Consider the following 14980-nt stretch of genomic DNA (forward strand, 5'->3'; position numbering starts at 1 on the left):
GGCCTACTTTGAAGGGAAGAGCGGGTGCCTAGCCCTGGACGCCCAACTTCTCAAGGATGAGTTCGCGGACGCGTCCAGCGTCTGCCTGGCCACGGGTGGCCTTCATGACGCCGCCAACGATTGCACCGATGGCCTGGACCTTGCCGCCACGGATCTTCTCGGCGACATCCGGCTGTGCTGCCAGTGCTGCGTCGATCGCTTCCAAGAGAGGACCGTCGTCGGATACAACCGCAAGGCCACGCTTCTCGACGATCTCCGCCGGAGTTCCTTCGCCGGCGAGCACGCCGTCCAGGACCTGCGTGGCCATCTTGTTGTTGATCTTGCCGTCTTCAACGAGCTTGTTCAGCTCGACAATGACCTGCGGCGTGACACCGAGCTCGGAAGGATCGACGTCGGCCACCTTGGCGCGGCCTACGATTTCGCCCATCCACCACTTACGGGCAACATCGGCGGAGGCACCGGCAGCAATGGTTTCCTCAATGGAATCCATGACACCTGCGTTCACTACGTCACGGAATTCCAGATCCGAGTACCCCCATGCTTCCTTCAGGCGCTTGCGACGCTCGGCCGGCGGCTCGGGAAGGGTAGCGCGGAGTTCCTCCACCCACTCACGGGAGGCGACAACCGGAACCAGGTCCGGCTCCGGGAAGTAGCGGTAATCGTCAGCGTCGGACTTGGGCCGGCCCGACGTCGTCGAACGCGTGTCCTCGTGCCAGTGGCGCGTCTCCTGGATGACCGGCTCGCCGGAGTCAAGGACGGCAGCGTGGCGCTGGATTTCGTAGCGGACGGCGTGCTCGACGGCCCGCAGCGAGTTCACGTTCTTGGTCTCCGAACGAATACCGAAGCGTTCCCGACCATGCGGGCGGAGGGAAACGTTGGCGTCGCAACGGACGTTTCCACGCTCCATCTTGGCGTCGGAAACGCCAAGATTCTTCACGATCTCACGGACAGCGGCGACGTAGGCCTTGGCCAGTTCAGGCGCCCGGCTGCCGGCACCCTCAATGGGCTTGGTGACGATTTCCACCAACGGAACACCCGAACGGTTGTAGTCCACCAACGAGTAATCGGCACCCTGGATACGGCCGGCCGCGCCACCCATGTGCGTGAGCTTGCCGGCGTCTTCCTCCATGTGGGCGCGCTCGATCTCCACGCGGAAGACGGTGCCGTCCTCAAGCTCAATGTCCAGGTAACCGTCGTAGGCGATCGGCTCGTCGTACTGCGAGGTCTGGAAGTTCTTGGGGGTGTCCGGATAGAAATAGTTCTTCCGGGCGAAGCGGCAGGACTCGGCAATCTTGCAGTTCAGGGCAAGGCCGATCTTGATGGAGGACTCCACAGCCGTTTTGTTCACCACTGGCAAGACGCCGGGCATGCCCAGGTCAACCTCGTTGACGTTGGTGTTCGGTTCGTCACCGAAAACATTCGGCGCGGAGGAGAACATCTTGGTCTTGGTGTTGAGCTCCACATGGACCTCAAACCCCAAAACGGGATCGTACTTCTCCATGGCCTCTTCGAAGCTCAGGGTTGCGTCGACGGACATTAGTTGGAACCTCCGGCGGTGTTGGATACTGCACCGAGAGCAGGCGCCTGCGCAAGCATCGGACCGCCCCACTTCTCTTCAAGCATTGATTCGAGGACTGCGCCCACACGGTACAGGCGGGCGTCCTGGCGGGCAGGAGCCAGCAACTGGATGCCAACGGGCAGGCCGTCTTCATCAGCCAGGCCACCAGGCAGGGACAGACCCGGAATACCGGCAAGGTTGGCCGGGATGGTGGCGACGTCGTTCAGGTACATAGCCAAGGGATCATCCAGCTTCTCGCCCAGCTTGAACGCCGTGGTGGGCGCCGTCGGGGAGATCAGGACATCGGCCTTGGCGAAGGCGGCATCGAAGTCACGCTGGATGAGCGTACGGACCTTCTGCGCCGAGCCGTAGTAGGCGTCGTAGTAGCCGGCGCTCAGCGCGTAGGTACCGAGGATGATGCGTCGCTTCACTTCGTCGCCGAAACCGGCGGCACGGGTGGCACCCATGACGCGCTCGATGGTCATGGGTCCGTCCTTGGGGAGGACGCGCATACCGAAGCGGACGCCGTCGAACTTGGCCAGGTTGCTGGACACCTCGGAGGGCATGATCAGGTAATAGGCGCCCAGGGCGTACTTCAGGTTGGGGCACGAAACCTCGACGATTTCAGCGCCTGCATCCTTGAGCAGCTGGAGGGACTCATTGAAACGGTTCTCGACGCCGGCCTGGTAGCCCTCGCCGTGAAGTTCCTTGACGATGCCGATCTTCATGCCGGCCACGTTGCCGACGCGGGCGGCAGCAACAAGATCGTTGAACGGATCGGTCAGCGACGTCGAATCAAAGGGGTCATGCCCGCCGATGACTTCCTGCAGCAGCGCCGAGTCCAGCACCGTACGGGAAACCGGGCCGATCTGGTCCAGGGACGAGGCCATGGCAATGGCGCCGTACCGGGAAACCGCACCGTACGTCGGCTTCACGCCAACGGTGCCCGTGACGGCACCGGGCTGGCGGATGGAGCCACCGGTGTCCGTGCCGAGCGCCAGCGGCGCTTCGAAAGCGGCGACGGCGGCAGCGGAGCCACCCCCGGATCCACCGGGAATCCGGTTCAGGTCCCAAGGGTTGCGGGTAGGGCCGTACGCCGAGTGCTCCGTGGAGGAACCCATGGCGAATTCGTCCAGGTTGGTCTTACCCAGGATCGGCATCTTCGCCGCGCGCAGCTTCTTCACCACGGTGGCGTCGTACGGGCTGTGCCAACCCTCAAGGATCTTCGAACCAGCAGTGGTCGGCTGCCCGATCGTGACGATGAGGTCCTTCACGGCAATCGGTACACCGGCGAGGGCGTGCAGCTCTGCGGCCGCGGAACCGCCCGCAGCACGGGCAGCGTCAACCTCGGCCGCAACAGCCAAAGCCTCTTCGGTATTTACGTGCAGGAAGGCGTGGACACCATCGGCTCCGCCATCAACAAGGGCGATACGGTCAAGGTGCGCCTGCGTCACCTCGACGGCGGTGACCTCGCGGGCGGCCAGCTTCGCAGCGAGATCGGCAGCGGAGTGGTGGATGAGTTCGTTCTTCGGTTCAGTCATGTGATTAGCCCTCATCCAGGATCGCGGGGACCTTGAAACGGTTCTCGTAAGCATCCGGTGCGCCGGACAACGCCTGCTCCGCCGTGAACGTGTGGCCCACAACGTCCTCACGGAACACATTGGTCAACGGAATCGGGTGCGACGTCGCCGGGACGTCCTCCCCCGCAGCTTCGCTCACGCTCTTCACCGAATCCACAATGACAGCAAGCTCAACAGCCATCCTGTCCAGTTCTTCGGCACTCATTTCAATGTGAGCCAGACGCGCAAGATGCGCGACGTCGTCACGGTTGATCGCAGCCATGGATCTCCCCTGCAAAGTTCAAATGGTTTTCCGAACCAGTCTACTTGGATTGGGTGTGCCGGTCAGACGGCGGGGTTGGCTATGTGGAAAGTGCTCGCCTGCGGCGACTGCCCGGACACGATCCTTTGGTCGCTCGCTCGTGCCTCGCTGAGACGCGACCGGCAGGATGTCTCCGGACCGCCGCCTCCCTGCCCATCCCACCTTGCGGCCGGCGCCCTACGCTGCTCCGGGATCCCCAAACAAAAAGACCCCCGGGCGGACCATGTCGGGCTTTGCTTTCCTGTTGGGTTGGGGCCGTGGGCTTGGGGGGCTTGATTCGCGATGTGGGGCGAAGCTTCCTTTGGTGCGCGGGATGACGTGGGTGCTCCCGCAAAAGGACCCAGGCATCCGGAAGCGTGCGTCAAAGCGACGAAGGAGCAGCACGGGGAGGATGTCTGGGTTCTTTTGCGCCGGAAGGCGGCCACTTTGGGCCGCCCTCCGGGGGATTGTCCGGGCCGGATTGCTTTGTCGGCACACCGGCGTTGGGGTTCTATCCGGCAGGTCAGCCGATGCCGATTGCTCCGGTCAGGACACCCACTGCCAGCATGACCACCGAGATCACGGCCGTGCGCCAGAGGACCTTCTTGTGGTGGTCGCCCAGGTCCACCTTGGCCAGGGAGACCAGCAGGAGGATGGCCGGAACCAAGGGGCTCTGCAGGTGGAATGGCTGCCCGGTGATGGAGGCGCGGGCCATATCCACGGCATCGACGCCGTAGTGCGCTGCGGTTTCGGAGAGGACCGGCAGGACACCGAAGTAGAAGGCGTCGTTGCTCATGAAGAAGGTCATGGGGATGCTGAGGAGGCCGGTGATGATGGCCATGAACGGGCCCATGTCCGCGGGGATGATCTGGACCAGCCACTCGGACATTGCCTTCACCATGCCAGTGCCGTTCAGGACACCGGTGAGAACTGCAGCTGCCATGACCATGCTGACAACGGCGACGATCGAAGGTGCGTGGGCGATCAGCTGCGCTCCCTGGTCCTTGACCTTGGGGAAGTTCACCAGCAGGGCAATGGCGGAGCCCACCATGAAGACGAACGGCAGCGGAACGATGTTGGCAACCAGGACCACCATGACGGCGACCGTCAGGGCCAGGTTGAACCAGAACAGCTTGGGACGCAACGTGGCACGGTTGGGGTCCAGCGCGGTGTCCGCCATGGCGGTGTCGTGGTCGTCCACCAGGGTTGCCGGGTCTTCAAGAACCGCGACGCCGGAGCCTCCGCCGGTGCCTGGCTTGCCCGCAGTGGTTGAGCCTTTACGGGCAAAGCCGAAACGGCCGGCGCCTGAACCTGTACCGGAACCGGCGGTGACGGCACCGCCGCGGCCCGTGCCGCCGTCGAACGCTTCTGAAGGATCGGCGACGTCGCCCCAGATCTCAGGAGCGGTGGTGCGGAGGCGGTTGCGTTCCTGCAGGCCGAGCAGCCAGGCGAAGACCAGGACAACGATCAGGCCGACGATGAGGGACGGGACCATGGGGACGAAGACGTCGTTGACATCGAGCTTCAGGGCGGTGGCGGCGCGGGCGGTTGGCCCGCCCCACGGGAGGATGTTCATGGTGCCGTTGGCCAGGCCCGCCACGCAGGTGAGGACCACGGGGCTCATCTTGAGGCGCAGGTATACGGGCAGCATGGCGGCGGTGGTGAGGATGAAGGTGGTGGAGCCGTCACCGTCCAGGGAAACCGCTGCGGCAAGGATCGCCGTGCCGAGGACCACCTTGGCGGGGTCGTTGCCCAGCTTGCGGAGAATGAACTTCACCAAGGGATCGAAGAGGCCGACGTCGATCATCAGGCCGAAGTAAATGATCGCGAACATCAGGAGTGCGGCCGTGGACGTCATGGACTTCATGGAGTCCATGACCATGGGTCCGATACCGAGGCCCGCCCCGGCGAAAAGGCCGAAGACGGTAGGGACGATGATCAGCGCCAACACTGGCGTCAACTTTTTGGTCATGATCAGGACCATGAATACCGCAATCATTGCGAATCCAAGCAAAACCAGCACGGCCGGCTCCTTACTACTGTGAATGGCGCCACGTCGGTGTGATGCGCACTACAGACGATATGGTGGCGCCCGTCACTGGGAGGGGTTTGTGGGAATTGTTGGGAATACTGCTCGTTACGAAGGTTGTGCGCATTGTGCTCAGTGCTTCAATGGAGCATGCGTTTCTCCACCCAAACCCTCCTCCTCCAGCTTGGGGTGGTGCTGCTGGTGGTCCTGCTCAGCGGCGCCGTCCATGGGTGGCTGGTGTACGAACGGATCGGCGACGAAGCCGAGAACCAGGCACTCACCCTTGCAAGGACGGTTGCTGCAGATCCGGATATCAGGTCCGGCGTCCAGGCCATCAGCAAAGAAGAAGGAACGCCTCCCCCGGATATCCTTGCGGCCGGCCCCCTCCAAGCGGCCGCCGAAGCCGTGCGAACCCGGACGGGCGCATTGTTCGTGGTCATCACGGACGAAACCGGGCTCCGGCTGGCCCACCCCGAGATCGCCCGGCTGGGCGAGCGGGTCAGCACGGATCCTTCCGTGGCACTTGCCGGAGAGGAAATCACCACGCGCAACACCGGAACCCTGGGACCGTCCGCCGGGGCTAAAGTACCCGTCTACGCCCCGGGGGCTTCCGGTGCCATTGTGGGCGAAGTCAGCGTGGGCTATTCCGTGGAGTCGCTCAGCAACAGCCTTGCCCGGGACATTGCGCCCATTGCCCTCACTGCCGGGGGTTCTTTGGTGGCCGGCGTACTGGCATCGTTCCTGCTCCGGCGCAGGCTACAGCGGCTCACCCTCGGCTTGGAGCCCGAGGAAATCAGCACCCTGGTCCATGATCAAGTGGCAGTCCTTCAAGGCGTGGACGACGGCGTGATCGGCATCGCCGCGGATGGTCGCATCTCCGTTTTCAACGCCGCAGCCGCCAGGCTCCTGGACATGCCCGATGCCACCGGCCAGGACTGGGTCTCCGCCGCCGTTCCCGAACACCTCAAGCAGCTCACCCAGCCGGCAGCCCGGGATGCCGAAGCCGTCGAAATCGTGGCGGGCGGGCGCGTCCTGGTTGCCAGTGCACGGAAGGCCTGGCACCGCAAGGAGGACCTGGGCTGGGTGGTCATGTTGCGGGACCGCACCGAACTGCAGCAGCTGACCCGTCAACTCGACGCCGTGGGGACCATGTCCACCGCACTGCGCGCCCAGCGCCACGAGTTCGCCAACCAACTCCACACCATCGCTGGATTCATGAGCATCGGCCAGTACCAATCTGCCAAAGAGTACCTGGCCAGGATCTCGGCAACAGGGCCGTTGAAGTTTCCGCTGGAGCAGGCCGAGCTGCTTCAGGACCCCTACTTGCAGGCGTTCGTAGGAGCGAAGAGCGTAGAGGCCTCGGAGCGTGGCGTGGCCCTGCGCATCGGACCCGAAACACTGGTCCGTGGACACGTTGCCGATCCACAGGACGTGACCACAGTGCTGGGCAACCTGATCGACAATGCGGTGAGCGCCGCCGTCGCAGGCTCCTCGGACGAGCGCTGGGTGGAGGTCGAACTGCTCGATGACGCCACCACAACCGGCGGGACTTTGCATCTGGTGGTGGGCGACTCCGGCGACGGTTTGGGGAGCCTGGAACCTGAAGAAATCTTCGCGGAAGGATTTACGACGTCCGCACAACCGGTACGCTCGGGGGCTGGACAAGGTTTGGGGCTGGCATTGGTGCGGCAGCTTGCACGGCGGCGCGGCGGTGATGTCCGCGTCCTGGAGCCCGGGAGCCACGGCGGCCCCGGCGCGGTATTCATGGCAACGATCCCCGGCGTCATGGATGCGGCCGGGCGCGGTGCTGCCGAACAGGGTGCTGCCGGAACCGACTCGACGTTGAGGGAGGACAGCAATGGCTGAGGATTTACGCGTGCTGATTGTGGATGACGACTTCCACGTTGCCCGGCTTCATGCCGCCTATGTGGATTCGGTGGCCGGCTTCATGGCCTTGGCACCGGCGGGGTCGGTGTCCCAGGCTTTGCAGGCCATCCATAGCCTGCGCCCCGATCTGGTGCTGCTGGACGTATACCTACCGGACGGCTCCGGCCTGGACCTTCTGGGCCAATTGGACGTGGATGCCATCATGCTCACGGCGGCCTCTGACGCCCAATCCATCAGGGTCGCTTTCAGGCGCGGCGCCCTGGGGTACATGCTCAAGCCGTTCACCGCAGAGTCGTTGTCCCAACAGCTCCGCTCCTACGCCAGATACCGGCGGATTTTGGCCCAGCAAACCGCTGTGGACCAAACCACCATTGAGCGGGCCAAGCGGTCCCTGATCCCGGGTGATGTTACGCCGGCCGCCAAACCCCGTTCGGCAACCGAAGCTGCCGTCCTCGAATCCCTGCTGCCCGGTGAACAGTATTCAGCTGCCGAGGTGGCTGAACGCGTCGGCGTTTCCCGGGCCACGGCGCAACGGTACCTTTCCTCACTGGCGGATGATGGCGCCGTCGAGATCCAACTGCGGTACGGGACCACGGGCCGGCCGGAACACCGGTACGGCGTCCCGGCCTGACCTTAGGCGGACTTTTGCGCTACGAGCTCGATCTCCACCAGCATGTCCGGATCAAGGAACGGCAGGACGTGCACCAGGGACAAGGTGGGACGGATCTCCCCGAAGACTTCGCCATGCGCACGGCCGGCATCTTCCCACTTGCTGATGTCCGTCAGGTACAGCTTGGACTGCACCACGTCCTCATAGGAGAACCCTGCTTCTTCCAGGACAGTCCCGAGCTTCTCGAGGATGTACTTGGTCTGGGTGTAGAAGTCGTCGCCAACGATGCCCTGTTTGCCATCGACAAGCCCGGACGCAGCCGTCGCCGAAATGAAAAGTGTGTTGTCCACCTGGACTGCGCGGGAGTATCCAAGGGTCTGCTCCCAGACCGAGCCCGTGCCGAATGTCTTGCGCATGCCGCGCCTTCCTGTCGCTTCGCACGGTCCGGTGACCGGCGTTTACGAAGGAAACTTTATGAGTTTGGAAGGTCCAGCCGGTAAACGAACAGCTTTATGTCGGTGCCGGGAACAAACCAATCGCGGTGCGGAGCACGGTCAAAGCCGGTACGCGCATAGAGGGCATTGGCACTTTCCCACGTTGCACCCGTGGTCAGGGACACTGCCTTGATACCGTCCATGGCCTTGGCCTGATCCACCACGGCCTGCACCAGGGCACGGCCGGCTCCGGAGCGTTGGACTGCCGGATCCACCACCAGCGTACGGAGTTCCAACTCGTCCTCGAGGCCGATGTCCGAGAAACCGCCGCCTGCAGGTGCCGCCGTCACAGAGCCGATGATTTGCCCGTTGCGCTCTGCCACCAGGATTTCTGCGTGCTCCGCGCGTCCGGCCACGTCCTGAAGCTTCTGCAGGTACGGGTGATCGGCGTCGCCGTAGTACCCAGCGGTGACGTAGGAATCCTGCGTAATGCGGGCAACGGCGTCGTAGTCTTCGGGCAGGGCGGAACGGACGGTAATCGGCGAAAGCACCTACCAATGGTAGTTGGATTGGAGGCGCGAACAGCGCCGGAATGGCCTTTCCGTGATGGAGCTATCAGTCTCATCCGGAAGGCACGACGCCGGATGGCTGGCTCTGCGCCCTCCACTCAGGGCTGCGGGGGCTGCTTTTGTGTTGCCCCACGTGGCGCAGGATGGAGCACCATTGCGTGCGGTGAACCCCGGTTTCGTGCTGTTGCGGGGACATGTCGGGGCGCTGGCGGACCCCTTGGAACCCGTGCTTAAGTTGCCACACACCAGCCCCAGAAGTTCCGAGTATGAGGAGAAACCATGACCCCGCCACACCGCCAACTTCACCTGAACGCCTTCCTGATGAGCACCGGGCACCACGAAGCATCGTGGCGTTTGGCGGAGAGCGACCCCCTTGCCTCTACCAAGGTGGAGCACTACCAGCATCTGGCCCGCACAGCCGAAAGGGGAAAGCTGGACTCCATCTTTTTCGCGGACTCCCCGGTCCTTTTCGGGGAAGTGGGCAGGCGACCGGCAGGGAAGTTGGAGCCCACCGTCCTGCTGACGGCACTGGCAGCAGCCACCCGGAAGATTGGCCTGATTGCTACTGCCTCCACCACCTACAACGATCCCTTCAACCTGGCCCGCCGCTTTGCCTCGGTTGACTGGGTCAGTGGAGGCCGCGCAGGGTGGAACGTTGTCACCACAGCGGGGCCGGATGCAGCCCGCAACTTCGGCGTGGATGATCAGCCGGCGCATGCGGTCCGGTATGAACGGGCCGCCGAATTCATCGAGGTTGCCCGGAAACTGTGGGACAGCTGGGAAGACGACGCCATCCTGGCGGACAAGGCCGACGGCGTCTGGGGGGACGACACCAAGATCCGCACCATCGACCACGAAGGAAAGCACTTCCGCGTCCGTGGCCCCCTGAACGTGCCCCGGTCCCCGCAAGGCCACCCGCTGATCGTGCAGGCAGGGTCATCGGAGAACGGTAAGAATTTGGCGGCCCAGTATGCGGAAGCCGTCTTCACCGCCCACCAAACGCTGGCTGATGCCCAAGCCTTCTATACGGACCTGAAGGCACGCACTGCGGCTGCAGGGCGGGATCCCGAAGGCATCAAGATCCTGCCCGGAATCGTCCCCGTGATCGGCTCCACCGAGGCTGAAGCCCTCAAACTCGAGCAGGAGCTGGACCAGCTCATCAAGCCCGAGTACGCCCGCGAACAACTGGCCAAAACCCTCCGCCTATCTCCTGAGGACCTGCCATTGGACCGCCAATTGCCCGCCGATCTGCCCTCGGAGGATGAGATCGAGGGTGCCAAGAGCCGCTACACGCTCATTGTGGAGCTGGCCCGGCGCGAACAGCTCACCGTCCGGCAGCTGATCGGGCGCCTCGGCGGCGGCCGCGGTCACCGGACCTTCTCCGGCACACCCGAACAGGTGGCCGATGCCATCCAGGACTGGTTCTTTGCCGGCGCCGCTGACGGTTTCAACATCATGCCGCCCGTGCTTCCCTCCGGCTTGGAGATCTTCGTGGACCAGGTGGTACCGATCCTCCAGCAGCGCGGACTGTTCCGCACCGAGTACACGGCGTCCACCCTTCGCGGGCACTACGGGCTCGAGCGCCCCAAGAACCTGTACACCGGGAGCGTCCCGCAGGAGCTTAGCTCCATTGGCTCTGCCTTCTGACGGATTTCAGCCTGAGCCGGATTTCAGCGCTTGGGCCAACTCCATAGCGGCCCTTCCAACGGACCCATGCCCTTGATCCTGGTCTCGCCCATGTCCTTATACAACTCGTGTTCATGGGCGGCGCCGCTGCTCCGCAAAGCACTCAGCAAGGCTTCCCAGTGGGTCACCACGATCATCTGGCTGTTGGCACTGGCCTGGACAATCAGTTCGGCCAGTGCCGGCATCAGGTCAACGTGGAGGCTGGTCTCCGGTTCGTTCAGGACCATGAGCTCAGGCGGACGCGGGGTCAGCAAGGCGGCGGTCAGCAAGAGGAACCGCAGGGTCCCGTCCGATAGCTCGGCAGCCTTCATGGGACGGAGCATGCCCGGCTGCCGAAGCTCCACGCTGAACCGGCCATCGTGGACGGCTATTTCCAATAAGCTTCCAGGAAAGGCATGGCCGACGGCGGCATCCAGCTGCCGTTCGAAACCCACCTCGCGCAGCGTCTGCAGCGCGGCAGCAAGATCCTTCCCGCTGTGGTGCAGGACCGGAGTACGGGTACCCAGTTGCGCCTGGCGAGCCGGTGCCTCGGCATCAGTGCGGAAGTGATCGTAGAACCGCCAGGACCGCACTGAGTCCCGAACCCTCAGTACTTCCGGAGCCCGGTCCTGGTCCGAAACCTCGGTCAGCATGCTCTGGAAGGTGTCCAGCCGCCGCGACAACTCGGCCCACTCGCCTTTGGCCCCCCGTAATCTGGCCAGGCTTCCCTTCCGGTCCACCAGCAAAGACCCCGGCCTGGCTACGGAGCCGGAAAAGATCTGCTCCCGTTTGATTTCCGGGTCGAGGCTGAAGGCCGAGGGGCGGGTCCGGCCGGTTTCCGGGTCAAACCCCGAACCGCTGCCGGCAGGCATTCCCAGGTCCACCAAGTATCCAAAGTCGTCGCCGGAGTAACCGAGCTTGAGGTTGACGGACTCCCGACGGACTGTTCCCTGAACGGGCACCTCACCCCGCCGCATTGCCTCGCTGATGGATTCCGGGCCGGCCCACAGCGTCGAAGCCAGGCCGCCATCACGCGCCAGGGATCCCACCACATTTCCCGAGTCTCCCCCGGCGCACTCGGCCAGCAGGCGCAGGGCGCGGTAAAGCGAGGACTTTCCGCTGCCGTTGGCCCCGGTCACGATGTCCAGTCCATGCAGCTCCAAGGCAAGATCCCGGATTGACCGGTAGTTGGCGATGGCGAGGGTGGTGATCACTGGCTGGGGGTTACAGCGGGAACTTGCCGGACAGTTCCAAGGTCCCTGCGCACATCCAGGCCGCCAAGCGGTCCTCTGTGCTGGGCCCACCGGTCAGCGGGCTTTCCAGCCGGGGCCTGCGCACCCAACAACCGGCTTCCTCCGCCACCAGCGCGCCGGCGGAGAAGTCGTGCTCGTTCAATCCACGCTCGCCGTACGCGTCAAAGGTTCCGTCGGCCACCAGGCACAGATCCAACGCTGCGGAACCCAGTCGCCGAACATCAGCAAATCCTTCCATGAGTTCGGCCAGCCCGGCAGATTGGCTTGCACGGGTTGCGGGATCGTAGCTGAACCCCGTGGCCAGGATGAGACCTGTGCGCCCTGGAACCGGACCCGCCAACCGGATGGATTCTCCCCCGGTTTCCAGCCAGGCTCCCAGCCCGCGGCCGGCCGAGTAGACCCGTCCCAAGGCAGGTGCGTGGACCACGCCGGCCAGCCATACGCCGTCGGAATCGGCTACGGCAACAGAGGTGGCGTAGTAGGCGATGTTGCGGATGAAGTTGGTGGTCCCGTCCAGGGGATCAATGGACCAGCGGTACCCCGACGGCCTCTCCGGCCTGGTGGTGCCGTGTTCTTCCCCGGTGATGGTGTCATCCGGACGCTCGGCAAGGATCGCTGCACGGACAGCGTTCTCCGCGGCGACGTCGAAGGCTGTCACCCAGTCTCCTGCCTCGCCTTTGTTGCTGGTTTCCAAACCATCGCCGCCGGTGCCGATGACGGACCGGCGGGCCAGCACGGCGGCCCCCGCTGCCGCAGCCCGTTTGGCTACAGCCAGCAACCCGTTCACGTCAGTCATTCGGAATCCGTCCCGGCAGTATCTTCTTGGGTTGCTTCTTCAGTCGCATCTTCAGGTGCCGCTTCAGCGGCGGCGGGTCCGTTGGCAAGGAGCTCCCGGAATCCGTCCTCGTCCAGCACAGGAACGCCGAGCTGTTCTGCCTTATCCAGCTTGGTCCCGGCACTTTCTCCGGCCACCAGGTAGCTGGTCTTCTTGGACACTGAACCGGATGCCTTCCCGCCACGGATGATGATGGCTTCCTTGGCTTCGTCGCGGCTGAAGTTGGGCAAGGTACCGGTCACCACGATGGTCAGGCCTTCGAGCGTTCTCGGCATGGAGGTGTCCCTCTCGTCCTCCATGCGCACACCGGCGGCAGCCCAGCTGTCCACGATCTCGTTGTGCCAGTCCACGGAGAACCACTCCTTGAGGGCCACCGCGATGGTGGGGCCAACACCATCCACGTGTGCCATCTGCTCTTCGGTGGCGTTGCGGATAGCGTCCATGCTGCCGAAGGCCGTAGCCAGTGCCCGTGATGCTGTGGGGCCCACATGCCTGATGGAGAGTGCCACCAGCACCCGCCAGAGCGGTTGCTTCTTGGCCTTCTCCAGCTCCACGAACAGTTTCTCCGTGGTGGCCGTTGGCTTGGACGGGGACTTGGCCGTGCCCTTGGTGTAGAAATACGGAACGAGCTCGTACTCGCCCGTGCCTACGCCTTTGGAACGCTTCTCCCTGCGGATCAGGACATCGGCCAGGTCCTCGGGCTTCAAGCTGAACAAACCCGCTTCACTTGTCAGGGGCGGTGTTTCAGGCTCCGCCGGCTGGGTGAGGGCGATGGCCGCTTCCCACCCCAGGGCTTCAATGTCGAACGCGCCCCTGCCCGCAAGGTGGAAGACACGCTCACGCAGTTGGGACGGGCACGACTTCGCGTTGGGACACCGGATGTCCACGTCGCTTTCCTTGGCCGGCGCCAGCGGGGTGCCGCAGGACGGGCACTCCGTGGGCATCACGAACTCCCGGACCGGAGGGTCTTGTTTGTCCCTCAAGGCAAGGACCGGCCCCACGATCTCCGGGATGACGTCACCTGCTTTTCGCAGGATCACGATGTCACCGATCATGACGCCCTTGGCCTTGACCACGTCCTGGTTGTGCAAGGTCGCCATACCCACCGTGGAACCGGCCACTTTCACCGGTTCCATCAATCCGAAGGGAGTCACCCGTCCGGTGCGGCCAACGTTGACTGCTATGTCCAGGAGCTTGGTGTGGACTTCTTCCGGCGGGTACTTGTAGGCAGCTGCCCACCTCGGAACGCGGGAGGTGTATCCGAGGGCGCGTTGGGTCGCGAAGTCGTCGATCTTGACCACAATGCCGTCGATCTCATGTGCGAGATCGTGACGGTGCTCGCCGTAGTGGCTTATGAACTGCAGCACCTCGTCAAAGGAGTCCAGGACTTTGAGGTACGGGCTGGTAGGCAGTCCCCAGGTCTCCAGGAGCTTGTACGTTTCGGACTGGCTCTTGGCGTCCAGGCCTTCGCGTGCACCGATGCCGTGGACGTACATGCTCAGCGGCCGCTTTGCCGTTTCGGCCGGATCCTTTTGCCGCAGTGAACCGGCCGCAGCATTCCGGGGGTTGGCCAGCGGGGCCTTGCCGGCAGCTACAAGGGTCTCGTTGAATGCGACGAAGGCCTTGGAGGGGATGAACACCTCACCACGGATCTCGACTTCGGACGGATATCCGGAACCGCTGAGCTCCCGCGGGATTTCCTTGATGGTGAGGACGTTGTGCGTGATGTCTTCGCCGGTTGTGCCATCCCCGCGTGTGGCTGCGCGCACCAGCTTGCCGTCGCGGTAGAGGAGATTCACGGCGAGGCCGTCAATCTTCAACTCGGTCAGCCAGGCGATGGGCGGAACGGAGTCTCCGAGCTTGGCCACGGACGCTTCTGCCTTCCGCACCCAGGCCTCGAGCTCGTCCAGCGAGAAGACGTCGTCCAGGCTGTACATGCGCTGCAGGTGTTCAACGGCAGCAAAGGCCGAGGAAACTTCGCCGCCTACTTCCTGCGTAGGGGAATCGTTGGAGACCAGTTCCGGGTGGAGTGCCTCCAACTCCTCCAGCCGCCGGTACAGCTCATCAAACTCGGCGTCCGATACCGTGGGCGAGTCTTCCTGGTAATAGGCATACCTGTATTTACGGACGAGGTCGGCCAGGTGCTCGTACTCGTCCCGCAAGGACTCCGAGGGCGGGGTGCCCTCTCGTTCCACAACGGCTGCAGCCGTGTCCTCACCTGTGGTTTCTACCGGATTCGCAGTTTCTGGTGTGCTCACACGTCTATCTTGCCGCACCGTG

Annotated in this window: 12 protein-coding genes; 3 read left to right on the forward strand and 9 right to left on the reverse strand. The window is 63.8% G+C overall.

Annotated features, from left to right (window positions below; genetic code table 11):
• Positions 1-28 precede the first annotated feature (28 nt).
• The 4 genes from gatB to AC6JA3_RS14400 form a co-directional block, all read right to left on the reverse strand.
• The gene (gatB, locus tag AC6JA3_RS14385; protein ID WP_026541442.1) at positions 29-1537 is read right to left on the reverse strand and encodes an Asp-tRNA(Asn)/Glu-tRNA(Gln) amidotransferase subunit GatB; all 1509 of its coding nucleotides are present in this window, start codon (positions 1535-1537) and stop codon (positions 29-31) included.
• A complete protein-coding gene (gatA, locus tag AC6JA3_RS14390; RefSeq protein WP_091550673.1) occupies positions 1537-3099 on the reverse strand; it encodes an Asp-tRNA(Asn)/Glu-tRNA(Gln) amidotransferase subunit GatA in 1563 nt (520 codons plus the stop codon). Before gatA ends, gatB begins: the two co-directional genes overlap by 1 nt.
• A 4-nt stretch (positions 3100-3103) precedes the next feature.
• Positions 3104-3400 (reverse strand): Asp-tRNA(Asn)/Glu-tRNA(Gln) amidotransferase subunit GatC, encoded by a 297-nt coding sequence (gatC, locus tag AC6JA3_RS14395; RefSeq protein ID WP_026541440.1) that lies wholly within the window; start codon positions 3398-3400, stop codon positions 3104-3106.
• Between the two features lie 541 nt (positions 3401-3941).
• Positions 3942-5441: a CitMHS family transporter gene (locus tag AC6JA3_RS14400; RefSeq protein ID WP_026541439.1), complete on the reverse strand. Its 1500-nt coding sequence runs from the start codon at positions 5439-5441 to the stop codon at positions 3942-3944.
• Positions 5442-5597: 156 nt separating this feature from the next.
• On the opposite strand from AC6JA3_RS14400, the gene AC6JA3_RS14405 reads away from it, so the two are divergent.
• Positions 5598-7313: a sensor histidine kinase gene (locus AC6JA3_RS14405; RefSeq protein ID WP_347783585.1), complete on the forward strand. Its 1716-nt coding sequence runs from the start codon at positions 5598-5600 to the stop codon at positions 7311-7313.
• Positions 7306-7965 (forward strand): response regulator, encoded by a 660-nt coding sequence (locus AC6JA3_RS14410; RefSeq protein ID WP_026541437.1) that lies wholly within the window; start codon positions 7306-7308, stop codon positions 7963-7965. Before AC6JA3_RS14405 ends, AC6JA3_RS14410 begins: the two co-directional genes overlap by 8 nt.
• A gap of 2 nt (positions 7966-7967) precedes the next feature.
• On the opposite strand, the gene AC6JA3_RS14415 is transcribed toward AC6JA3_RS14410, so the two are convergent.
• Positions 7968-8360 (reverse strand): RidA family protein, encoded by a 393-nt coding sequence (locus AC6JA3_RS14415; RefSeq protein ID WP_347783586.1) that lies wholly within the window; start codon positions 8358-8360, stop codon positions 7968-7970.
• A 56-nt stretch (positions 8361-8416) separates the two neighbouring features.
• Positions 8417-8929, reverse strand: a complete 513-nt coding sequence (locus AC6JA3_RS14420; protein ID WP_026541435.1) for a GNAT family N-acetyltransferase — start codon at positions 8927-8929, stop codon at positions 8417-8419.
• Positions 8930-9226: 297 nt separating this feature from the next.
• Between AC6JA3_RS14420 and AC6JA3_RS14425 the strand changes: the two genes are divergently transcribed.
• Positions 9227-10594, forward strand: coding sequence for an LLM class flavin-dependent oxidoreductase (locus AC6JA3_RS14425; protein ID WP_347783587.1), 1368 nt, complete (start codon positions 9227-9229; stop codon positions 10592-10594).
• Positions 10595-10617: 23 nt separating this feature from the next.
• Here the strand turns inward: AC6JA3_RS14425 and AC6JA3_RS14430 are convergent, their stop codons facing one another.
• From AC6JA3_RS14430 to ligA, 3 genes are read right to left on the reverse strand one after another with little or no spacing between them, the layout of a single operon-like run.
• Positions 10618-11826 carry an AAA family ATPase gene (locus tag AC6JA3_RS14430; protein ID WP_347783588.1) on the reverse strand — a complete coding sequence of 403 codons (1209 nt, stop codon included), beginning with the start codon at positions 11824-11826 and terminating at the stop codon, positions 10618-10620.
• Between the two features lie 10 nt (positions 11827-11836).
• Complete coding sequence (locus AC6JA3_RS14435) at positions 11837-12661, reverse strand: inositol monophosphatase family protein (RefSeq protein WP_026547132.1); 825 nt, start codon at positions 12659-12661, stop codon at positions 11837-11839.
• Positions 12658-14958 (reverse strand): NAD-dependent DNA ligase LigA, encoded by a 2301-nt coding sequence (gene ligA, locus AC6JA3_RS14440; RefSeq protein ID WP_347783589.1) that lies wholly within the window; start codon positions 14956-14958, stop codon positions 12658-12660. The genes AC6JA3_RS14435 and ligA overlap by 4 nt, the downstream gene beginning before the upstream one ends.
• Between the last annotated feature and the right edge of the window lie 22 nt (positions 14959-14980).

This window comes from Arthrobacter sp. TmtSoilC79 (assembly GCF_059739405.1).